Origin of the sequence: Staphylococcus sp. HMSC055A09, assembly GCF_001809655.1 — a bacterium.
Classification (GTDB): domain Bacteria; phylum Bacillota; class Bacilli; order Staphylococcales; family Staphylococcaceae; genus Staphylococcus; species Staphylococcus capitis.
Window position 1 is genome coordinate 1,072,426 of record NZ_KV798369.1, and the last position, 22,620, is coordinate 1,095,045.

Here is a 22,620-nt window from a genome sequence, read left to right on the forward strand (position 1 = left end):
CGTTTAAGCAATCTTAAACAATAATGATTATAAATAAGTTGAGATGAGATCCCAAATTGGTTGTTGCTTATTATTTTTAATAGAAGAATAACTAATAATACTATCCTCAGGTTCTAATTCAAGTTTATCCTTAATATTTTTTAAATGCTTTTGCACTTTTCCTTTAGCGATTTTATCTTCTTTAGTGCAGATAACTAGAGTAGATATATCAAAATGTTTGAGATAATTATACATAAGCACATCATCTTCAGTCGGATTATGTCTTAAATCAACGAGTTGTATGACAAGTCTTAGATTTTCTCGTTGAGTTAAATACTCTTCTATCATTTTTCCGAATTTTTCTCTTTGTGCTTTACTCACTTTTGCATAGCCATACCCTGGTACATCTACAAAGATAAGTTGTTCATCGATATTAAAGAAATTAAGTGTTTGAGTTTTACCAGGTTGTTGAGATGTTCGAGCCATATTTTTTCGTCCTATCATACTATTGATAAATGTTGATTTACCAACATTTGAACGACCGCTTAAAGCAACTTCTGACAAATTTGTCTCAGGATATTGAGCCTCTTGAACAGCACTAATTATTAATTCAATATTATTAGGATTAATATTCATGTTAGATCCTCTCTTTATCACTTAAATTTAACTTAACTCTAACATTATATATGATTTAGTGTCGATAAGATATATTTGATTATATGTTTAAATCAACACATAAAAAACAGTGTCACAGAAGTGTGACACTGTTTAGCTTTTAAATTAAGCAGAAGTTTTATCTTCATTAACAAGATTACCTTCTGAATCATATAATTCAGGTTCAATCTCTTCATTAATTGTATTTTCAGTTATAACAACTTTACTTACATTTTCAGTTGATGGCACGTCATACATAATATCAATAAGTGCTTCTTCAATAATAGAACGTAAACCACGAGCACCAGTCTTACGCTCAATAGCTTTTTCACTTATAGCAGATAACGCTTCTTCAGTGAATTCTAACTCAACATTATCTAACTCAAGCATTTTAGTATATTGTTTAACTAATGCATTTTTAGGTTGAGTTAAAATATTTTTAAGTGCTGCAACGTCTAATGTTTCAAGGTTTGCAACAATAGGAACACGTCCGATAAATTCCGGAATTAAACCATATGATTGTAAATCTTCAGGTCTAATTTGTTCTAATAGTGCTTCTTCATCGTATTTGTCTGCTTCATTACTAGCAAAGCCAATAACTTTTTCACCTAGACGACGTTTGATAACTTCATCAATACCATCAAAGGCACCGCCTAAAATAAATAATATATTTGTCGTATCAATTTGAATTAATTCTTGATTTGGATGTTTACGGCCACCTTGTGGAGGTACACTTGCAGTTGTACCTTCTAAAATTTTAAGTAATGCTTGTTGTACACCTTCACCTGAAACATCACGTGTAATTGAAGTATTTTCAGATTTACGAGCAATTTTATCAATCTCATCTACATAAATGATACCTTTTTCAGCTTTATCTATATCAAAGTCTGCAGCTTGGATTAAACGTAATAGTATATTTTCAACATCATCACCAACGTAACCGGCTTCAGTAAGACTTGTTGCATCAGCAATAGCAAAAGGTACATTAAGCGTTTTAGCTAATGTTTGAGCTAATAATGTTTTACCGCTACCCGTTGGACCTATTAAAGCGATGTTACTTTTCTGTAGTTCAACATCATCATCGCTTGGTCCTAATTGTTGAATTCGTTTGTAATGATTATATACAGCTACTGCTAATGATTTTTTAGCTTTTTCTTGGCCGATAACATATTCATTTAAATGATCCATTATTTCTTTAGGAGTTGGTAATTCAGTAAATCCTTCAGACGTATTTTGAGCTAATTCTTCTTCAACGATTTCAGAGCATAATTCAATACACTCATTACAAATATATACGCCACTTCCTGCGACTAATTTTTTAACTTGATCTTGGTCTTTACCGCAGAAAGAACATTTTAAATTTTCTTCATCTTCATTGAATTTGAACATTCTTATATACACCCCTATTCTTTAAAGACTATACTAGATTGCATTCTACAATGCAACTTTATACATTTACAATTTATCTGCTTACATAGTTATGAGGCTGGGACATGATTCATTGTCTCAGCCTCACTCAACATATTGGCAGTAGATGTCTGAATTGGAAGCGCGCTTATACCAAGATTCTTCCAACATATTCATCTTTGTCAACAGGGCCCAACATAGTGAATTTCATTTTAGCGAAATTCTACAAGTAGGGCAAGTTGGGAGAGGGACAATGAAAATAATTTTGACAAATTATATTTCGTCCCTCTCCCACTTTATTACATTAACATAGTATACGAACAATCAGTAATTGATTAAATAGCGCAAGTTAAATTAACTTTACTTGTTAATTAGTCTTCTTTTGTTGATTCAACATATTTAGCATTATCTCTTAATAAGTCAATAACTTTTTGGATACGAACATCATTTTTAACAATGTCAGTATTACCTAATGTTGATTTAATATCTTCAACTGAAATATTAAATTGTTCACTCATTTTTTCTAATTCTTTATCGATGTCTTCGTCTGAAACTTCAACATTTTCAGCATCAGCAATAGCAGTTAAAGTTAAGTTTGTTTTAACGCGTTGTTCTGCATCGTCTTTCATTTGTTCTCTTAGTTGATCTTCATTTTGACCTGAGATTTGATAATAAGTTTGTAAATCTAAACCTTGTTGTTGAATTCTTTGGCCAAACTCTTGAATCATACGATCTAATTCAGTGTTAACCATAGCCTCTGGAATGTCGATTGTAGTGTTCTCAGTTGCTTTGTTAATGGCTTCTTCTTTTTCAGTATTTTCAGCTTCAGTAGCTTTTTGTTCAGATAAACGTTTGCGTAAGTTTTCTTTATACTCATCTACTGTTTCAGCATTAGAATCTAATTCGTTCGCAATTTCATCATTAAGCTCTGGAACGTCTTTATATTTAATTTCATTGACTTTAGTTTTGAAAGTAGCTTCCTTACCAGCTAATTCTTCAGCATGGTATTCTTCTGGGAATGTAACGACTACATCTTTTTCTTCGCCAGTTTTCATACCTTCTAATTGTTCTTCAAATCCTGGAATGAATGAACCAGAACCAACTTCTAGGTCGTAACCTTCAGCTTGTCCACCTTCAAATTCTTCACCGTCAACAGAACCTGTGAAGTCGATGTTTACTGTATTGCCATTTTCAACAGCTCCATCTTCTTTAACAACCATTTCTGCTAAATGACCTAAACTATGATCAATTGATTCTTGCAATTCATCATCTGTAAGTTCAGTATCTTGTTTTTCAATTTCAAGACCTTTATAGTCGCCCAATTTAACTTCAGGTTCAACTGTTACTGTAGCATCGAAAATAAAGTCTTTACCTTTTTCAATTTGAGTAACGCTTACTTCAGGTTGCGCTACTGGGTTGATACCAGTTTCATCAATAGCTTCACCGTAAGCTTCAGGTAATAAGATATCAACTGCATCTTGGTATAATGCCTCTACACCAAAACGTTGTTCAAAAATTTGACGAGGCACTTTACCTTTACGGAAACCAGGCACATTAATTTGTTTAACTACTTTTTTGAATGCTTGATCTAATGCTTTGTCTACTTTTTCTGCTGGAACTGTAACTGTTAATACGCCTTCGTTACCTTCCTTTTTTTCCCAAGTTGCTGTCATGTATAAATACCTCCATGATTGACTAATTTATTTTTTCAACTTCCCTATTATATCATAGGTTCAAAACGTAAACAAACATTGAAAATACTGACTTTTTCATGTTTATTTGTTTTCAATAGATACTATATTAAAATTCTTTTAGCTAATTTGCAACAAATGAATTTTAGCTTTCAATATCTAAAGATTTTATGAATTCAAGTGTGTTTAAGTTTTCAACAGTTATATCTATACCAAGTAACGCTTTGAAATAAACATCGTATGCATTTATCCAATCTTCTATATCATACAAATCTTCAATATTTAATGGATATAGAAGAATCGAGTGATTATTCATGATATGATGAGCCTCATCTACAATATGCAAAGCCCCATCTTCAAGCCTTTGAATTACTTGAGGAATAACTAGTTTCTTCATTATTGTATGTTCAAGTCCACATAATTTCGATGGTATAACTTCTGCACTAAGACGATATTTGTTAATATCAATTGTTCGTTGATAACCCGCAAATCTTAAATATTCTAGCATCAAGCTTTTTATATTATTAGGTAAATCTAATGTTGTTAATAAATGAGCGATACTTTCTTTAAATTGATAATGACCGTTATCAATAAGTTGGAGGATTAGTGCTGTCTGTTCTCTACTATTGAACTCATCAAATTGAGATAAAGAAGTTGAAATCATTTTTCTATCTTGATCAAGTTTAGATTGTGCATATTCTTTCAATGGAAATAATTCCATTCTCGTTTTATGATTTTTAACTTCATCGATAATTTGATTAATTACTTCGACCGCTTGGTAATATTGACCTAACCCATTTAAACTTTTTATATAATAAATCATTAAATCGTCATAGCAATTTAATCCACGCTTTAATAATATAATTGCTTCTTCTCTTAATTCTAAAAAAGAGCTCATCTGATGAAGCATCCAACATTTTTTCAATGCTAATTCTTCACTAAGTTCAAAATGCATTTCATACTTCTCAAACAAATCATACATTAAATCAAGATCAAGACTCGTTTGAGCTTCATTAATTTGCTTTCTTATTTTCTCCTCTGATTGTGGAAATGGAATTACATTTGACATTGATTATGCACTCCAATCTTTATAAATCTTGAAGAATTAAAGCACTCCATGTCTCAAAATCATCATACGACTCAATACTTCCCTTTTCTACCCATTTAATTCTAAGGGTATCTGTCTCTTTCGCTTCAACATCAGTAGTACTTACAGTTATTTTAAAAACAATGCCCATGTGAACTTTTCCTACTTCATTATTATCATCGTTAATAAATCCAAGATATTCCATGTTTTGAGAATCTTCTTTTGCAAGGCCAACTTCTTCTTCTAATTCTCTTTGAGCATTAACTCTTAGTACTTCATTGATAGAGTCTGCTCCCATAACGTCGTTCATATGACCACCTACTCCTATTGAAGATTGACCATGCAACCTTTCTTCTCCTCCGCCAGATAAGCGCTCATATACAAGGATTTCACCTTTTTCATTTTCTAATAAACAATATGAAATAAGCTGTTTAAATTTGGAATCCTCTTCCATATCTCCACGTCTTTTTACTTCGTATTCACTTAGTGCATTAAAGATATCTTTACCTTTAATATTATTTTTATGTAAAAATCCATTAAAAGCATTTTTCTCATCATTAAAAAGTACTTTTCGTGGAACAACGATAATTTGTTCATCAAATTTAGACATATTAATCTCCTTTAGGTATATACTTTTATATCAGTCATTTTAGCAAAAATCTACTTATTTTGCGATTTACTTTATTATGAAGTTTTAATCACAAAAATCTTAATGGCAATTGAAAATGATACCAACTATGAATTGCCATAAAAAAAGAGATGACACCTGAGTCATCTCTTAATCTAATATTATTTTAAAGCTTCTTTAGCTTTAGTAACTAATTCACCGAAAGCTTTGTCATCTGAAATAGCAATTTCTGATAACATTTTACGGTTAATATCGATTTCAGCTTTCTTCAAACCGTTCATTAAACGAGAATAGCTGATGTCGTGTTGACGTGCAGCAGCGTTAATACGTGTAATCCATAATTTACGGAAGTCACGTTTACGTTGACGACGGTCACGGAAAGCATATTGACCTGATTTCATTACTTGTTGTTTAGCTACTTTATATAATGTATGTTTTGAACCGAAGTAACCTTTAGCTAATTTAATCGTTTTTTTACGACGTGCTCTTGTTACTGTTCCACCTTTAACTCGTGGCATAATAATTCCTCCTTAGATATTATCTATCTTGTAATTTCGTATTAAATATTATTTTTTGTAAGCTAATAATTGTTTTACGCGTTTCATATCACTTTTTGAAACTAATTTAGCTTTACGTAATTGACGCTTTTGTTTAGTGTTTTTGTTTGCGAATAAGTGAGATGTGAAAGCTCTTGAACGTTTTAATTGACCAGAACCAGTTCTTTTAACACGTTTAGCAGCTCCACGGTGAGTTTTCATTTTAGGCATGATTCATTTCCTCCTATTATTTAACGATTATTTTTCATTGATAGGCGCTAACATGATAAACATTTGACGCCCTTCCATTTTAGGCTTTTGTTCAACTGTTGCTATATCTTTACATTCATCTGCAAATTGTTCTAATACGCGTTGACCAATTTCTTTATGCGTAATCGCACGACCTCTGAAACGAATAGAAACTTTACATTTGTCGCCTTTAGATAAGAATTTACGTCCATTTTTCAACTTAGTTTGGAAATCATGTTCCTCAATTGTTGGACTTAAACGTAATTCTTTAACATTAATGACTTTTTGTTTCTTCTTCATTTCTTTTTCTTTTTTCTGTTGTTCGAATTTATATTTACCGTAGTCCATAATTCTCGCAACAGGTGGTTTCGCATTTGGTGCGACAACAACTAAATCTAAATCAACTCGTTCAGCCATTTCTAAAGCTTCACGTTTCGATTTCACACCAATTTGATCACCATCTTGGCCGATTAAACGTAGTTCTTTTGCACGAATTCTCTCATTAACTTGAGTTTGATCTTTTGCTATGGTTGACACCTCCTAGAGTTTTACGAAATTGTCCCAAGCAAAAAAGAAGAGCGAGTAACAATACCCGCTCTTCTTCCACACATTTATTGTGTAACATGATTAACCTGCCAACTGCTATTGCGTCGCTACAGGTGAGAAGCGGGTGCTTCTACTTGGTTCGTTTCGTATTCAACGTTACTAATCATATCAATAATAAACATGTAAGTCAATTGTTTTTTTGTTATTTATTGTGATGTCTAATTTCATCCATCGAAACATCTTGTCTTAAATCAACTTTTTTAAGTGGAATCATTTTCGTTTTATAGCGTAGCTTATGGTAAATGAAGAATGCTAAGAAAACAGGTATTCCCATATAAGTAATAACAAAACGATTAAGATCAAAATGTCCTGTTTTTATAAAGTCTACATCTTGTCCGATGATAACAATTATACATAATATACCTGCAAATATAGGGCCAAATGGGAACAGCTTAGCCTTATATTTAAGTTTACTTTTATCATAATCTTGTTTATCAAATGCTCGTCTGAATCTATAGTGACTTATTGCTATACCTACCCAAGCGATAAACCCTGTCATACCACTAGCTGCAACAATATATTCATATGCATCTCCACTTATATGCTGTAAAGCAAAGATGATTACAACAAGTACACCAGTAGCAATTAATGATAAATAAGGTACGCCACTTTTGTTAGTCTTACCAAAAGAAGAAAATGCTAATTTGTCTTTACTCATTGAATATAACATACGAGTTGATGCATACATTCCTGAGTTACCAGCAGATAAAACAGACGTTAATATAACGGCGTTCATAAATGATGCTGCAAAAGCAAGACCAGCATTTTTGAACACAAGTGTAAATGGAGAAGTAGAAATGCTATCTCCACCGCCCATTAGAGACTTACTATCATAAGGAATTAACATACCTATAATGAATATTGCTAGAATGTAAAATAATAAGATACGCCAAAACACTTGCTTAATCGCTTTAGGGACGGCTCTTTCTGGATTTTCAGACTCACCAGCTGTGATACCTATTAATTCTGTTCCTTGGAATGAGAAACCTGCAACAAGGAATACTCCTAAAATTGATAATAGGCTACCACCTAAATTTCCACCTAGAATAGGACCATCACCTTTGTTAAATGTATCAAAACCGACGTATTTACCACCCATAATTCCAACAATTGTTAATAAACCAATGACAATAAATATAACTACAGTTATTACTTTTATTAAAGCGAACCAATATTCACTTTCACCATAAATTCTCACTGATAAAGAATTTAGGGCAAATATAATTACTAAAAAGATACAACTCCAAACCCACGCTGGTATACCTTGCATAGGTGACCAATACTGTATAACCTGTGCAGCTATGGTAACATCAGCAGCAACAGTTATTACCCAGTTAAACCAATAGTTCCAACCTAATGCAAATCCCAGTGATGGATCAACAAAGCGTGTAGCATATGTACTAAATGAACCGGAAACTGGTAAATAAGTAGCCATTTCCCCAAGAGATGTCATCAGGAAGAATACCATTGCACCAATAATTGCATAAGCAATTAAAGCACCTAACGCACCAGCATCATGAATAGCACCACCAGATGTCATGAATAGACCTGTACCAATACAACCGCCTATAGCGATCATTGAAATATGACGGTCTTTTAATCCTCTTTGGACACCGTCATTTTGATTTTCTTTTTTACTCATAGAAGCTCCCTTTCCTTGTCTTAGAGGCTAACATGTAACTATTTTTCTCTTTGTGTAATAAATATATATTTTAAATATGAAAGTTTGATTAAAAAATTTATAAGCAACAAACTTTGTGACAATAATAGCACTAAATCATTTATTAAGCTAAATACTACACAATACGAAAATAAAAAGTGGTTACATACCTTTAAGATATGCAACCACTTAGGTTTTATCTATATAAGGTAGCACATCACATTCTGTGACAGTACAGCTTCTTGTCGAAAACTGTCCCAACAATTATAAATTATGGTTTTACAATTGTTTCGGCATCGTTACCTTTCACTAATTCAACACATGTCCCATACGACTTCTGACTAGTTACTAATTAAAGATGCAACCTCTAACTCTAATTTTATTTCATTCATTTGTAATATACATGATACGACCTATCTTTTCAAGGTTATCTATGTTTTTTCAAACGAATTTCATCCACCAAATTCCAAATAAATTCATCTTTTTCAAGTGTTTCTTGATCTTGGGAACCATATTGTCTTACATTGACTTCATTATTTTCTACTTCTTTATCCCCTACAACAATTTGGTATGGTATTTTTTGCATTTGCGCTTCACGAATTTTATAACCCATTTTTTCATTACGATCATCAATCTCAACACGAACGCCTTGCGATTTAAGTTCATCTTGTAATTGGCGGGCGTAATCATAATGTAAATCTACATTAACTGGAATGATTTCGACTTGTTTTGGTGCTAACCATGTTGGGAAAGCTCCTTTAGTTTCTTCAGTAAGGAATGCGACGAAACGTTCCATTGTAGAAACAACACCTCGGTGAATAACTACTGGTCTATGTTGTTCACCATCACTACCAATATAAGTGAGTTCAAAACGTTCAGGTAGTAAGAAATCAAGCTGCGCAGTAGATAAAGTTTCTTCTTTACCCATTGCAGTTTTAACTTGAACATCAAGTTTAGGACCATAAAATGCCGCTTCACCAATAGCTTCTACATATGGTAGACCCATTTCATCAACTGCTTCTTTGAGCATTGATTCAGCTTTATTCCACATTTCATCATCATCCATATATTTTTCTTTATCTTCTGGGTCTCTGTAGCTTAATCTGAAAGTGTAATCCTTAAAACCGAAGTCTTCATAAACTTCTTGAATCATATTGACTACTCTTTTGAACTCTTCTTTAATTTGATCTGGTCTCACGAATATATGAGAATCGTTAAGAGTCATTCCACGAACACGTTGTAAACCTGAAACTGCACCACTTGCTTCATATCTATGCATAGTACCTAATTCCGCAATACGGATTGGTAATTCTCGGTAAGAGTGTGGTTTATTATTATAAATCATCATATGGTGTGGACAGTTCATTGGTCTTAATACCATTTCTTCAGTTTCATCTAATTTCATAGGTGGAAACATGTCGTCTTGGTAATGATCCCAGTGACCAGAAGTTTTATATAAATCAACATTTGCTAATACTGGAGTATATACATGGTCATATCCCATGCTCACTTCTTTATCTACAATATAGCGTTCAATTTCACGTCTGATTGTAGCGCCATTTGGTAACCATAAAGGTAATCCAGCACCAACAAGTTGGCTATTAGTAAATAATTCTAAATCTTTACCGATTTTACGGTGATCTCTTTCACGACGTTCTTCAAGCATTTGTAAATGCGCTTTTAAATCCTTTTTATCAAAAAACGCAGTACCGTATATACGTTGTAACATTTTATTGTTACTGTCACCACGCCAATAAGCACCTGCAGTTGATAGTAATTTAAACTCTTTTATCTTAGAAGTCGAAGGTACATGTACACCACGACATAAATCTGTGAATTCACCTTGTGAGTATAAAGTAACGCTCTCATCTTCTGGAATTGCATCAATAAGTTCTAATTTATATGGATCATCTTTGAAGAATTCTTTAGCTTCATCTCTACTTACAACTTTTCGTTCTATTTTATAATTCTCATTAACGATTTGCTTCATCGTTTTTTCTATTTTTTCAAAATCATCTGATGATACTTTTTCATCCATATCAAAGTCATAGTAAAATCCGCCTTCAACCACCGGACCTACACCAAATTTCACATCACCATATAAACGCTTCAAAGCTTGTGCCATTAAATGCGCAGTTGAATGTCGTAAAACCTCTAAAGCCTCTTCACTACCTGGTGTAACAATCTCAATTGATCCATCTTCCTCAAGTGGTCTAGTTAAATCTACCATTTGACCATTAAATTTACCTGCTACAGCTTTCTTTCTTAAACCTGGGCTAATAGATTGAGCGATGTCTTCAGTAGTAGTACCTTTATCAAATTCTTTTGAATTACCATCTGGAAATTGAATATTAATTTGATCCATATTAAACCCTCCTAAATATTAAAAAGATCTGATCGTTGACTTATTGAATGATTAAGATAAATATCCACAAAACAAAAAACTCGCCCCCTATAACAAGGGACGAGTTTGTCGTGGTACCACCCTAGTTGCTCAGCTTTATAAAAATAATAACTAAGCTACTCTACATGAGATAACGGTCTCGAGCCGGATATTCATTACAAATATCATTATGAAGTAGTAATAATTTAATATATTAGCCATATTCTCATCAACTAATGACTTTCTGTGTAATAGTGATTAAATTATCTTATCTTCAATAGTTTCAACGATTAAGATTTAAGTCCATTATACACCTCATAAGATAAAATTCAATTGTTTCTATAATTTTTACCTTCTAAATAATATGGCGTAGATAGTGTTTTAACACGTTCGATAATTCTAGCTGCTTTAGTTTTCTCAGCTCCATCTCTCGTCATAGATAAATGATGCTCTAATTCACTATAGTCGAAGTTCGAACTGAAAAACGTAGGTAACTCATGAACCATTCTATAATGTAAAAATGGTCCGATAATTTCATCTCTTACCCATGGTGTAACCTCTTCAGCACCTATATCATCAAGCATAAGTATATTAGCTTCACGCACACGTTCTAGTTTCTTTTCAAAACTACCGTCTTTGAAGCCACCTTTTAAAGTACGAATAAATTCAGGTAAGTAAACAATAGTGGATGAAATCTTCTTCGATTTGAGTTGATTAGCAACTGCACCTAATATAAATGACTTACCTGTTCCAAATGGGCCATACAAATATAATCCTTTTACTTTTTCATTATTAGCTATATTTGTGCATATTTCATCTGCAGCCATCGCTACGTCCAAACGATCACGTTCAGTCATGTAAATATCTTTTAATTTTGCATCTAATGTATCACGTTGCATATGATGTGAGGTGATGAGTTGAGAGTTAAAGCGTTCTTCATCATGTTTAATTTTACATGGACATTTCAAATATCTAATCTTAATTCTTTCATTTTCTATATACAACTCAGGTACGTGCCCTTTAACAAAATTAGGACATTCTTCAAAACGATGACCATCATAATGCTTCTGTTGATCTTTATACTCTTGTAAAACATTTAAATCTTCATCAATCATTGCATTCGTAAGTTGAGATTGATGTTGCTCTAAAAACTCTTTAACATCTGGGTCTTTTATAACATTTTGCTTGATTTTCTCAATACGTTTATTTAAGTCGTCTGACGCACCCATTATGTTCTTGAAACTTTTCATTACTCATTGCCCTCCTCCCATTTTTTATTCAAACGTTCTAAGAATGCTTTTCGATCTTTTTCTAATTTTTCATCTTTTGTGGTTGAATCTTTTGTAGCTGATGAATTTGATTGAGCCTCTCTATTTTCAAGCCATTTTGGAGTTTTCTCTTTTGAAATAAGTTGCTTGTTTTGTTTGGAATAGTTTCTATTCCCTTTGAAATTTTGGTCATAACTTTTAGGTTGATTAACTTGAAGTGCATAGTTGTAAGCTTGCTTAGCTGTTTTAATATCTTTTTTCTTCCAATTTGATGCAATTTCGAATATGTAAGATTTGGGTAACTTCATATCTTCTTTTAGCATAACAAATTGCAACAGTATATTAATCACACCGAAACTCATTTTTTCTCTATCAATTAATTCTTCAATCATACTTTTTTGTGATTGCGTAGGTTCAGAACCTGACCAACTCGCTAACATATCTATAGGACTAGTTTCGTCCAGTAGTTGTAACCATTCATCAGTATTATCTAGGGGTGTATCTTTTTCTTGAGGTGATTTATCAAAAGACTCACCTTTCAATTGTAATTTTGGCAAATGATTTTCGTGTTCAATCAAATAATATGATCGTGCTTGCTTGCGCATTTCTTCAAATGATAATTGTTGTGCACTAGTAATTGAATTTAATATAACTTTTTTCATTCCATCGGCAGTCAAACCATATAACGTAGCCAATTGAATAATTAATTCTTTAGCATCTTTAGTTACGATTTCATTACTGATAAAGTGTTGATTTAACATATGCCTCAACATTTCGAAATCAAATGTCTCATTGGATAAATCAATACCACAATAGTGATTAGCTTGTTTAAGATTAGATAAATCTTGATTTAAAACCTTTTTGGGTACATTAAAAACTTCAGTAAACTTCCTAGTCGTTTGTTTATAACGACTTAAATCCTTTTTGTCTTTTTCAAAATGATACTTTAAAGACTGATAACGATTTTTATCTACTTCACTATATAAAAAAACAGATAACATAGGATCATTAAAAAATTGATAAGCTGTAGGAGGTTGTATTAATTGATATACAAATCGTGTTTGCTGCTCTTCATGCTTAACAAAGGTTTTAATTAACCCGATAGCTTCTAAATAATCCATCTGCTTTCTAAAGTCTAAAAGATTGATTTTTAACTCATTCATAAATATGTAGTGAGTGAGTGGATAATGATGATGGTCGTCTACAAATTGATTGATAAAGTGATAAAGCCCTATAGATTGCGGACCGATTAACGGCGTAAAGAGACGGTTCAATATTTCTAAATGTTCTGTCGTTAATTGAAATTCTTTGATGACCTCGAAGCTATCTTGAGGTCTTAACCCATACTCATACGACTGTAATCCCATTTAATAATCACTCCGTTTATTATCACTCAAGATTCCTTGCATTGAAGCAAGTAATTGGTCAACGTCCTTAAACTCTTTATAGACAGATGCAAATCTAACATATGAGACTTGATCAACATGCATTAATAATTTCATTACATGCTCTCCTATATCTCTTGAGGATATTTCAGTTTGACCTTCGTCACGTAATTGCCATTCGACTTTATTGGTAATATCTTCCAATTGTTGGTATCTTACTGGTCTCTTTTCACAAGATCTTACTAACCCATTTAATATTTTTTCTCTTAAAAATTGTTCTCGAGTACCATCTTTTTTAACAACGATAAGCGGACTTACTTCAATGTGTTCAAAAGTAGTAAACCGAGTTCCACAATTTTCACATTCTCTTCTTCGTCTTATTGCATTTGCATCATCTGCGTGTCTAGAATCAACTACTCTAGAATGTGTTGAATTACATTTTGGGCATTTCATTTATGTCACCCTCTTAAGTTTGATTAACGTACATTATACTACATAATTGTATTGTAAAAAAGAAAGGTTATTTACGCTAGAATTTAGATTTTAATACTATAAATATAGATTTTTAAATGATATTTTACTATAAAATTGAATCTTTGGATAAATGTTTAAAACAGAAATTTAAATTAAGTTAATTACGCTTTCTAATGTTTTTATTATAAAGATATAAGTCTTAATACAAATTTCCAATAGGAAAGCTGTCAACAAAGGATAAAGATCAACCAATATGAGTTATATGAATACTAACTTTATGATTGTTCATACTTTGTCGACAGCTTATAATTACATGTCTTATACTGTTTTTTAATTATACTGCTTTAACAGTGGCCTCTTTCTCAATCAGTTCTCCAATTTGTTCAGCTACTTCTACAACACGATTAGAGTAACCCCATTCATTATCATACCAAGCAATTACTTTTACTTTATTCTCACCCATAACCATAGTAGATTGAGAATCTAAAACTGCAGAATTAGGATTCGTATTAAAGTCTACTGATACTAAAGGTGCATCTTCAACATCTAAAATGCCATCTAAGCCCGATTGTCTAAATGCTTCATTTACTTCTTCAGCAGTGACATTTTTTTCTAAATCAACGACTAAATCAACAAGTGAGACATTCTTAGTTGGAACACGTAAAGCCATTCCATGAAGTTTCCCTTCAACTTCTGGTAACACTTCTTTAAGCGCTTTAGCGGCACCAGTTGAAGTTGGAATAATACTTTCATTGCAAGAACGTGCTCTACGTAAATCCTTATGAGGATTATCAATATTTTTTTGATCGTTAGTAATGGCATGAACAGTTGTCATTAAACCATTTACAATGCCAAACTTATCATTCAAGACCTTTGCAACTGGACCGATACAATTGGTAGTACATGAAGCATTACTAAAGATGTCGTATTGATTAATATCAAGTTTGTCATCATTAACACCTTTAACAATCATTTGTACCTCTCCACCTTTTGAAGGGCCTGTGAGTAATACTTTCTTTGCACCTGCATTAATATGAGCAATGGCTTTATCTCCATGATTAAATTTACCAGTAGCTTCAATAACAATGTCGATATCTAATTCATTCCATGGTAAGTTTTCTGGATTTCTATCAGAAACAAGTTTAATTTCATGATTATCTACTTTAATACCATTTTCTGTTGCTTCAACTTTTTTATCATATGTACCATGAGTTGTATCATAATTAATTAAATGTGCAATAGTTTCAGAAGGATAACTTGCATTAATCGCTACGACATTTAAGTTTTTGTTTTTTAAAGCTATACGTAGCACCATTCTTCCAATTCTACCCATTCCATTAATCGCGATATTCGTTGACATTAAAAAGCACCCCTTGAACATTTATTTATATGTTATACTTTATGAAATTAGAATAACATATTATCTGTCTTTTGAAAGCGTTTCCCTATAATCATGTTCGAACTTTTATCTATCATTTTAAATAAGTTATACTTATTATTTAACATACAAAAAATAAAAAACGTACACAAAACAATGCTTTGTGTACGCTAACTTTATTAATCGATATAACCTTCTTTTTCAAGAAGTTGTTGTAAATTTTGTTTTAATTCAAGTTTATCACCTAGATTGTCTATGACATGATCAGCCATTCTACTTTTCTTATCAATAGATATTTGACTATACACACGTGCCTTAGCATCTTCTTGTGATAAATCATTTCTTTCCATTAAACGTTCAATTTGAATACTTTCAGAAGTGTAAACTACCCAAACTTCATCAACAGTATCTTGTAAATCATTTTCAAATAACAAAGGAATATCCATAATGACATTGTATCCCTCATTTAGGTAGTGATTCTTCTCTTCTTCCATTATTTCTCTAACAATAGGATGAACTATCTTATTAAGTTCTATTCGTTGTTCTGGATTATTAAAGACAAGTTCTCCAACATATTTACGATTCATCTCACCATTGTCGTCAATTGCTTCTTGACCAAATTTCTCTCTTATTTGATCTAATCCTTTTGAACCCTTCTTAACAGCTTTTCGAGATGCAACATCCGCATCAACAACCTTAAATCCATAAGCAGTTAATAATTCTGAGACTGTTGATTTACCAGTTGCGATTCCACCTGTTAGTCCAATAATCTTTGGCATATTTTCACGCTTCCTTTATTTCTGACAATTTGGGCAAAAATGACTATTTCTAGTGGCAATCACTTTTGTTTCTATTTCATGCCCACATGTTTTACAATATTTCTGTTTATAAACATTTAAATGCAATTGCATTTCTCCGGTTTTACCGTCAGCATGGCGATAATCAGAAATACTTGTTCCACCGTATTTAATACCCTCTTCAAGAACTTCTCGAACATAATAAAATAACATCTCTTTTTGTTGATGACTCAATGAGTTAGCAATTTTATCAGGTCGAATACCAGTTCTATAAAGTGCTTCACAAGCATAAATATTACCAGCACCGGCAATCACTTTATGATCTAAAATCATTTGTTTAATAGGTTTATTAGCGTATTTATTAATATCAAAACAACTTAGATAATGTATCATTGCTTCTTTATCAAATGGTTCTGGAGCTATTTCTAGAAAAGGAGGATAACTTTCATAATTGGCAATATTTCTAATTTCTCCAAAACGTCTAATATCTGAGTAAACTAATTTTTTACCATTGTTAAGTTCGAAAATCACTTGCCAATGTTTACGGTAATTTGGCGTTCCAATTTCTTCTAAATCATCTACTACAAAAAATCCTCCTGCCATACCTAAATGACTTATCAAAATTCTATGATCATTGTCTTTTTCAATATGAAAAACGATGTACTTACTACGCCTAAGAACTTCAGATATAACATAACCTTCAGTTAATTTTTTAAAACTATCTAACTCTATACCTTTTATAATTGTTTCTCTTTGATTATTTTTACCTTCGATTACCTTCTCTGAAAAAATAACTTTATCAATTTTTTCATTTATTACAAAAGGTTCTATACCTCTTTTAACATGTTCAACTTCTGGTAATTCTGGCATATTTTAATCCTTTCCTTATTTAGCGTCATACCATGTTGGTCCATAACTTGAATCTACTTTTAGAGGTACATCTAAATCTAAAGCTTGTTCCATAATTTCTTCAACAAACTTACTAAAATCTTCGACTTCAGATTTAGGCAACTCGAAAATCAATTCATCATGAACTTGCAATAATAATGTCGCGTGATAATTAGTATCTTTAACTTTTTCATAAAACTTAACCATAGCTAATTTAATAATATCTGCTGCGCTACCTTGTATCGGGGTATTCATTGCTGTTCTTTCTGCAAAACTTCTTAAGTTGAAATTACGACTTGTAATATCTGGAATATAACGACGTCGATGTAGAAGTGTTTCAACATATCCATCTGCTTTTGCATCTTTAACAATGTCAGACATGTATTGTTTTACACCAGGAAAACTAGCTAAGTAATCATCTATAAAAGCTTTCGCTTTTTTACGTGTAATTCCTAAACTTTGACTTAAGCCATAATCGCTAATTCCATACACAATACCAAAGTTTACTGCTTTGGCTTGTCTACGCATTAAACTATCTACTTCATTAGCTTCTACGTTAAATACTTTCATAGCTGTCGCAGTATGAATATCGTTACCATTAATAAATGCCTCTTTCAAACTTTCATCTTGAGTAATATGTGCAAGCACACGTAACTCTATTTGTGAATAGTCAGCCGATAAGATTACGCTATCCTTATCTGTAGGTTTAAAGGCTTTTCTAATTTTTCTTCCTTCTTCTAAACGAATAGGTATATTCTGTAAGTTTGGATCTACACTTGAAAGTCTACCTGTTTGTGCTAACGTTTGATTAAAACGTGTGTGAATTCTCTGATCTTTACTAATCACTTTTTGTAATCCTTCAACATAAGTTGATTGTAATTTTGACAATTGTCTATACTCCAATATATGTTCAATAATTGGATGCTCTCCCTGCAATTGTTCTAATACGTCTACTGCTGTTGAATAGCCTGTCTTAGTTTTCTTGATAACAGGTAGTTTTAGCGTTTCAAATAAAACTACTCCTAATTGTTTAGGAGAATTAATATTAAATTCTTCTCCTGCAGCTTCATGAATGTTTTTAATTAAAACATCTAATTTTTCTTGGATTTCGTTCTCCATTTGTTTTAAGTCTTCAACATCAGTATAAATACCAATTTCTTCCATTTCACTTAAAATTTTAGCAAGTGGTAATTCTAAATCTTTGAGTAACTCAACTTGATTATACTCTTCTAATTGAGCCTCCATTTCAGGTTTAGAGTTAGCAATTGCCTCTGTGATTGAAGCTACATGTTTATTTAATACTTCTTCTTCAGGAACTTGATGTTTTTTCCCCTTACCGTAAACTGACACATTATCTTTAACATAATTCTGTCCATAAAGTGAAACTACTGATTTTACATCATCTATTGAACGAGAAGGATCAATAATATAACTAGACAACATTACATCAAACTGCACATTTTGAATATCGATATTTAAACGATGCGCAGCCACATAAGTTTTTTTGGCATCGTATACAGTTTTAGTCGTATTTTTATCTTCTAACCATTGGACTAAATCTTGATATTGCTTAATATCTTCAGCATTAATGACCACATGTGAATCATCAGCATAAAAACCGAATTTTAGGATATTATCTTTAAGATAATTTGTGCCCTCTAATTCAAAATGAATAATTGCATGCTCTAAACTATCAAAGTTGATATGTTGAAAATCCGATTCAATTTCAAAGGTCTTTTCGTTAACTACATCGTTATTAGCTTCTTCATCAATATCTGCCAATAATTGTTTAAATTCAAGCTTTTTAAACAATTCTATTTTGTTAGTATTATCATCTTGATTTTCTAATTTTGTATCATTTAGATTAACCTCAATGGGACTTTCAACATTAATTGTAGCTAAGTCTTTACTCATCAAGGCATCATCTTTACTATTCACGAGTTTTTCTTTTAATTTTTTAGCTGTGACATCATCAATATGTTCATAAACACCTTCTACAGAAGTAAATTGTTTAAGAAGTTTGATTGCAGTTTTTTCACCAACGCCAGCAACCCCTGGAATATTATCTGAAGTATCTCCCATGAGACCTTTCATATCAATGATTTGTTTCGGTTGTAGCCCATCATATTTTTCAGCTATAAAACTTGGCGTGTAGTGATCTACATCTGTCACACCTTTTTTAGTGTAATAAATTGTGACATTATCAGTAGCTAATTGTGTTAAATCTCGATCCCCTGTAATAATAATCGTTTCGAAACCAGCCTTATCAGCCACTCTACTTAGCGTGCCAATAATGTCATCCGCTTCATAATTTTCTAATTCATAGTGTTTAATGTGATAAGCATCTAATAATTGACGAATATAAGGAAATTGTTCACTTAATTCTGGTGGTGTTTTTTGACGTCCACCTTTATATTCACTGTACTTAGAATGTCTGAAAGTAGTTTTACCAGCATCAAATGCAACTAAAAAGTGATTGGGTTGTTCTTCTTTAATAATTTTCTCAAGCAACATCGCAAAGCCATATATAGCATTTGTATGAATACCAGCTTTATTAGAAAGTAATGGTAAAGCATAAAACGCTCTAAAGCTTAAACTGTTACCATCTATTAACACTAATTTATCCAAAATACGTAACCTCCAGAACTGATTTACATACATTTTAGCATACATAGGAACGCTTAACGAATATAGAGTTTAGCGGTCCTTAGTGCATTTGCATCAGCAAATGTAATCCTTTACCAGCACAATTGAACATTGAAATACTTAGTACCACTTACGCATTAGTCTTTAGCTAATGTGTTCCTCTTTTTTACTCTTAACGAATTTAAGACTTCTAACATAAAGTTAAATGTATACAACAAAAAGCTTTTCAAAAGAAGAAACTGCAATGTCAAAAATGACATTGCAGTTCCTCAAAATTATTCATCTATAAAAGTAACTTTGAAGGTCGAACCTTCTCCAAGTCTACTATTTATGTTGATTCGTCCGTTATGGGCTTCGACAATATGTTTAGTTATTGATAAACCTAAACCTGTACCGCCAGAATCTCTACTTCTCGCTTTATCTACTCTGTAGAAACGTTCAAAGATATGTTTTTGATCCTTGGCGCTAATACCAATTCCGAAATCTTGAATTTCTAAATTAACCTTTTTACCCTCTCTAAATACTCGTACAATAACCTTATTGTCCTCAAGAGAATAATTAATCGCATTTGAAAGTAAGTTAGTAATAACTTGAGCAATTTTATTTTCATGAGCTTCTATTATGACATCTTTTTCAATTTCAGGTTGAATTTCAATATTTTTATTTATAGCTTGAGTCTGCAAGTTATCAATCGTATTATAAGCTAATTCAGATAAATTCATATAGTTCGTTTCAATCTCGGTTTGTTGTTCGATATGCGATAAATCCAATAAATCCATAACTAACGATTCTATTCTATTAGATTCTTTCAAAATGATGTTCAAGAACATATCAAGAGATTGCTCATCATTTTTAGCACCTTCAATAAGCGTCTCCGCAAAACCTTTAATAGAAGTAATTGGTGTTTTCAATTCATGTGACACATTAGCCACAAACTCTCTTCTAAGATTTTCTAATTTTTGAAGGTTAGTAATATCATGAAGTACGACAACCATACCTTGTAATTTCTTCTTAGATTTGGACAAAATTGGGACACATGATACATCAAAGTATTTAGTATGTACATTATTTATGTCTACTTCAATTTGATCATAGATTACCTTCTCAGTTCTAAAGCTTTCTATTATTAGCTTCTCAATACTATCATCTATAAAACCAATATAATTCTTATTTTCAACCTGTTGATCCGGACTAAATACTTCATAGTAAGCATGGTTCGCAACAACTATTTCGCCATGTTTATCAATCATTAAAACAGAACTTGGAATATTCTCAAGTGTTGTTTTCAAACGATTTGATTGTATTTTTTGACTATTGTTCAATTTCTGCAATCTTCTGGCTAGCTCATTCGTTGTTACAAAAAGTGCTCGTGTTTCCTTAACATTACTTTCAGGAACACGAACATGATAATAACCATCTGCCAATAATGATGTTGCATACGTCACTTCATTAATAGGTCTTATATATGTTCGATTGATACTTCTACTAGCTAAGTAAACTGTGAATAACACTATGACGCCTATTATAGAAAGGTATTTCCACATTTCTCTTTGTAAATCTATGATTTCATCATTAATTCCACTTATGTATACGGTTTTGTTACCTATATTATCTTTAAAAGTATAGCGTGTACCGATATTAGTTTTTTTAGTAATTAAGTTAGAAGGATTGGCTGCATTATCAATTCTACTATCTATCTTTTTACTATCACCTGATGAAAAAATGATGTGTCCATCAGCTTCGTTTTTTATAACAACGATATTTTGTTGATTATCAGCAAGGTTGTCAATCTCTTCACCTTTTTTATGATTTAGTAAATTGACATAATTATGTGCTTCATTTCTTAATTCATTGATTTGATTGCTAGTTAAAGTTTGATAAATTGTGTTGTGAATAATTGCACCTAAACCAATAAAACTAATTATTGTTATAGTACTAATTAATAATAATAGACGATGATGAAACTTTAGCATTAAGCTTTAGGTCTCTCCAATTTATAACCTAATCCTCGCACTGTTTTAATTAATTTAGGTTGTTTTGGATTCTCTTCCAATTTATCTCTTAAATGACTAATATGTACATCGACGATTCGAGAGTCGCCAGCAAATTCATAATTCCAAACTGAATTGAGCATATGCTCTCGTGTAATGACACGGCCTTGTCTTTCAATTAAGTATAATAATAATTCGAATTCTTTAGGAGTTAACTCTAATAATTCTTCATCTTTATATACTTCAAAGAATTCAGGACGTATACGAATAGAGTCGATGATGATGTCTTCCTCATCTGTGTCCTCTTTCTCAATTTCATTAACAAACTTAGAACGTCTTAAAATAGCCTTAACTCTTGCAACCACTTCTCTAGGTGAAAATGGCTTTGTCATGTAATCGTCAGCACCTAGTTCAAGTCCTAAAACACGATCAAACTCATCATCTTTTGCGGTTAACATTAAAATAGGTACTAAATTTTTGTCAGATCGAATTGATTTACACACCTCAATACCATCCTTCTTAGGTAACATGACGTCCAATACAATAAGTTCAGGTTGCTCTTCTTCAACCTTTTTTAATGCTTCCTCGCCGTCATACGCGACTTCAACTATGTATCCTGCTGTTTCTAAATTATACTTTAGTAAGGTCACGATTGATTGTTCATCATCAACCACTAATACTTTTTGTGACATGGTGTGCCTCCCTATTTTGTTATTACAATTTCATTATAACTGAAGTTCAAATAAAAATAACATAGCTACACATCAATTTTACATAAACTTAACAAAACAAATATATTTGCACATATATTAAGAAAATATTTGTTTAATATTGTCTTAACATTAATTAACCTATCATCTTTTGAAGTAAAAAGATAATGATAACTTACATTTTTACATAATCTTTAAAAAAA

At 31.9% G+C, this 22,620-nt stretch carries 19 protein-coding genes, 1 riboswitch and 1 other annotated feature; all 19 genes read right to left on the reverse strand.

Features of this window, described 5'->3' with window-relative positions; all coding sequences use genetic code 11:
• Positions 1 to 27: 27 nt before the first annotated feature.
• The 19 genes from yihA to HMPREF2642_RS10665 all read right to left on the reverse strand — a co-directional run bounded on the left by yihA (position 28) and on the right by HMPREF2642_RS10665 (position 22,399).
• Positions 28 to 615, reverse strand: a complete 588-nt coding sequence (yihA, locus tag HMPREF2642_RS10575) for a ribosome biogenesis GTP-binding protein YihA/YsxC (protein ID WP_070597851.1) — start codon at positions 613 to 615, stop codon at positions 28 to 30.
• Between the two features lie 144 nt (positions 616 to 759).
• Positions 760 to 2,022, reverse strand: coding sequence for an ATP-dependent Clp protease ATP-binding subunit ClpX (clpX, locus tag HMPREF2642_RS10580; protein WP_002436051.1), 1,263 nt, complete (start codon positions 2,020 to 2,022; stop codon positions 760 to 762).
• A 389-nt stretch (positions 2,023 to 2,411) separates the two neighbouring features.
• Positions 2,412 to 3,713 carry a trigger factor gene (tig, locus tag HMPREF2642_RS10585; RefSeq protein WP_023350131.1) on the reverse strand — a complete coding sequence of 434 codons (1,302 nt, stop codon included), beginning with the start codon at positions 3,711 to 3,713 and terminating at the stop codon, positions 2,412 to 2,414.
• Positions 3,714 to 3,876: 163 nt separating this feature from the next.
• Entirely contained in the window at positions 3,877 to 4,800 is a 924-nt protein-coding gene (locus HMPREF2642_RS10590) for a hypothetical protein (protein ID WP_002436066.1), read from the reverse strand.
• Positions 4,801 to 4,819: 19 nt separating this feature from the next.
• Positions 4,820 to 5,428, reverse strand: a complete 609-nt coding sequence (locus HMPREF2642_RS10595; RefSeq protein WP_049427477.1) for an NUDIX domain-containing protein — start codon at positions 5,426 to 5,428, stop codon at positions 4,820 to 4,822.
• A 179-nt stretch (positions 5,429 to 5,607) separates the two neighbouring features.
• A complete protein-coding gene (gene rplT / locus HMPREF2642_RS10600; RefSeq protein WP_002436058.1) occupies positions 5,608 to 5,964 on the reverse strand; it encodes a 50S ribosomal protein L20 in 357 nt (118 codons plus the stop codon).
• A gap of 48 nt (positions 5,965 to 6,012) precedes the next feature.
• Positions 6,013 to 6,213 (reverse strand): 50S ribosomal protein L35, encoded by a 201-nt coding sequence (gene rpmI, locus HMPREF2642_RS10605; RefSeq protein WP_001830767.1) that lies wholly within the window; start codon positions 6,211 to 6,213, stop codon positions 6,013 to 6,015.
• A gap of 27 nt (positions 6,214 to 6,240) precedes the next feature.
• Positions 6,241 to 6,768 (reverse strand): translation initiation factor IF-3, encoded by a 528-nt coding sequence (gene infC, locus HMPREF2642_RS10610; protein ID WP_002436083.1) that lies wholly within the window; start codon positions 6,766 to 6,768, stop codon positions 6,241 to 6,243.
• A gap of 27 nt (positions 6,769 to 6,795) precedes the next feature.
• Positions 6,796 to 6,919: a sequence feature (ribosomal protein L20 leader region), on the reverse strand.
• Between the two features lie 60 nt (positions 6,920 to 6,979).
• Positions 6,980 to 8,479 (reverse strand): amino acid permease, encoded by a 1,500-nt coding sequence (locus HMPREF2642_RS10615; RefSeq protein WP_049427474.1) that lies wholly within the window; start codon positions 8,477 to 8,479, stop codon positions 6,980 to 6,982.
• Positions 8,480 to 8,699: 220 nt separating this feature from the next.
• Positions 8,700 to 8,875, reverse strand: a riboswitch (Lysine riboswitch).
• A 49-nt stretch (positions 8,876 to 8,924) separates the two neighbouring features.
• Positions 8,925 to 10,862, reverse strand: coding sequence for a threonine--tRNA ligase (gene thrS / locus HMPREF2642_RS10620; RefSeq protein ID WP_002453420.1), 1,938 nt, complete (start codon positions 10,860 to 10,862; stop codon positions 8,925 to 8,927).
• Positions 10,863 to 11,209: 347 nt separating this feature from the next.
• Positions 11,210 to 12,130 (reverse strand): primosomal protein DnaI, encoded by a 921-nt coding sequence (gene dnaI, locus HMPREF2642_RS10625; protein ID WP_070597852.1) that lies wholly within the window; start codon positions 12,128 to 12,130, stop codon positions 11,210 to 11,212.
• On the reverse strand, positions 12,130 to 13,515 hold the full coding sequence (locus HMPREF2642_RS10630) for a replication initiation and membrane attachment family protein (protein ID WP_070597853.1): 1,386 nt from the start codon (positions 13,513 to 13,515) through the stop codon (positions 12,130 to 12,132). The genes dnaI and HMPREF2642_RS10630 overlap by 1 nt, the downstream gene beginning before the upstream one ends.
• Positions 13,516 to 13,986 carry a transcriptional regulator NrdR gene (gene nrdR, locus HMPREF2642_RS10635; RefSeq protein ID WP_002436018.1) on the reverse strand — a complete coding sequence of 157 codons (471 nt, stop codon included), beginning with the start codon at positions 13,984 to 13,986 and terminating at the stop codon, positions 13,516 to 13,518.
• Positions 13,987 to 14,341: 355 nt separating this feature from the next.
• Complete coding sequence (gap, locus tag HMPREF2642_RS10640) at positions 14,342 to 15,367, reverse strand: type I glyceraldehyde-3-phosphate dehydrogenase (RefSeq protein WP_049427466.1); 1,026 nt, start codon at positions 15,365 to 15,367, stop codon at positions 14,342 to 14,344.
• A 197-nt stretch (positions 15,368 to 15,564) separates the two neighbouring features.
• The gene (gene coaE / locus HMPREF2642_RS10645; protein ID WP_002436006.1) at positions 15,565 to 16,164 is read right to left on the reverse strand and encodes a dephospho-CoA kinase; all 600 of its coding nucleotides are present in this window, start codon (positions 16,162 to 16,164) and stop codon (positions 15,565 to 15,567) included.
• 15 nt (positions 16,165 to 16,179) lie between these two features.
• Positions 16,180 to 17,052 (reverse strand): bifunctional DNA-formamidopyrimidine glycosylase/DNA-(apurinic or apyrimidinic site) lyase, encoded by an 873-nt coding sequence (gene mutM / locus HMPREF2642_RS10650; protein ID WP_002436128.1) that lies wholly within the window; start codon positions 17,050 to 17,052, stop codon positions 16,180 to 16,182.
• Positions 17,053 to 17,067: 15 nt separating this feature from the next.
• Positions 17,068 to 19,698 (reverse strand): DNA polymerase I, encoded by a 2,631-nt coding sequence (polA, locus tag HMPREF2642_RS10655; RefSeq protein ID WP_070597854.1) that lies wholly within the window; start codon positions 19,696 to 19,698, stop codon positions 17,068 to 17,070.
• Positions 19,699 to 19,991: 293 nt separating this feature from the next.
• Positions 19,992 to 21,689 (reverse strand): two-component system histidine kinase PnpS, encoded by a 1,698-nt coding sequence (gene pnpS / locus HMPREF2642_RS10660; RefSeq protein WP_023350122.1) that lies wholly within the window; start codon positions 21,687 to 21,689, stop codon positions 19,992 to 19,994.
• Positions 21,689 to 22,399, reverse strand: coding sequence for a response regulator transcription factor (locus HMPREF2642_RS10665; protein ID WP_002434702.1), 711 nt, complete (start codon positions 22,397 to 22,399; stop codon positions 21,689 to 21,691). The genes pnpS and HMPREF2642_RS10665 overlap by 1 nt, the downstream gene beginning before the upstream one ends.
• Between the last annotated feature and the right edge of the window lie 221 nt (positions 22,400 to 22,620).

What these genes read in the sequence shown, in the direction of transcription:
- yihA (WP_070597851.1), bottom strand. Translation starts at nt 615, where the DNA reads ATGAATATTAATCCTAATAATATTGAATTAATAATTAGTGCTGTTCAA.
- clpX (WP_002436051.1), bottom strand. Translation starts at nt 2,022, where the DNA reads ATGTTCAAATTCAATGAAGATGAAGAAAATTTAAAATGTTCTTTCTGC.
- tig (WP_023350131.1), bottom strand. Translation starts at nt 3,713, where the DNA reads ATGACAGCAACTTGGGAAAAAAAGGAAGGTAACGAAGGCGTATTAACA.
- HMPREF2642_RS10590 (WP_002436066.1), bottom strand. Translation starts at nt 4,800, where the DNA reads ATGTCAAATGTAATTCCATTTCCACAATCAGAGGAGAAAATAAGAAAG.
- HMPREF2642_RS10595 (WP_049427477.1), bottom strand. Translation starts at nt 5,428, where the DNA reads ATGTCTAAATTTGATGAACAAATTATCGTTGTTCCACGAAAAGTACTT.
- rplT (WP_002436058.1), bottom strand. Translation starts at nt 5,964, where the DNA reads ATGCCACGAGTTAAAGGTGGAACAGTAACAAGAGCACGTCGTAAAAAA.
- rpmI (WP_001830767.1), bottom strand. Translation starts at nt 6,213, where the DNA reads ATGCCTAAAATGAAAACTCACCGTGGAGCTGCTAAACGTGTTAAAAGA.
- HMPREF2642_RS10615 (WP_049427474.1), bottom strand. Translation starts at nt 8,479, where the DNA reads ATGAGTAAAAAAGAAAATCAAAATGACGGTGTCCAAAGAGGATTAAAA.
- thrS (WP_002453420.1), bottom strand. Translation starts at nt 10,862, where the DNA reads ATGGATCAAATTAATATTCAATTTCCAGATGGTAATTCAAAAGAATTT.
- dnaI (WP_070597852.1), bottom strand. Translation starts at nt 12,130, where the DNA reads ATGAAAAGTTTCAAGAACATAATGGGTGCGTCAGACGACTTAAATAAA.
- HMPREF2642_RS10630 (WP_070597853.1), bottom strand. Translation starts at nt 13,515, where the DNA reads ATGGGATTACAGTCGTATGAGTATGGGTTAAGACCTCAAGATAGCTTC.
- nrdR (WP_002436018.1), bottom strand. Translation starts at nt 13,986, where the DNA reads ATGAAATGCCCAAAATGTAATTCAACACATTCTAGAGTAGTTGATTCT.
- gap (WP_049427466.1), bottom strand. Translation starts at nt 15,367, where the DNA reads ATGTCAACGAATATCGCGATTAATGGAATGGGTAGAATTGGAAGAATG.
- coaE (WP_002436006.1), bottom strand. Translation starts at nt 16,164, where the DNA reads ATGCCAAAGATTATTGGACTAACAGGTGGAATCGCAACTGGTAAATCA.
- mutM (WP_002436128.1), bottom strand. Translation starts at nt 17,052, where the DNA reads ATGCCAGAATTACCAGAAGTTGAACATGTTAAAAGAGGTATAGAACCT.
- pnpS (WP_023350122.1), bottom strand. Translation starts at nt 21,689, where the DNA reads ATGCTAAAGTTTCATCATCGTCTATTATTATTAATTAGTACTATAACA.
- HMPREF2642_RS10665 (WP_002434702.1), bottom strand. Translation starts at nt 22,399, where the DNA reads ATGTCACAAAAAGTATTAGTGGTTGATGATGAACAATCAATCGTGACC.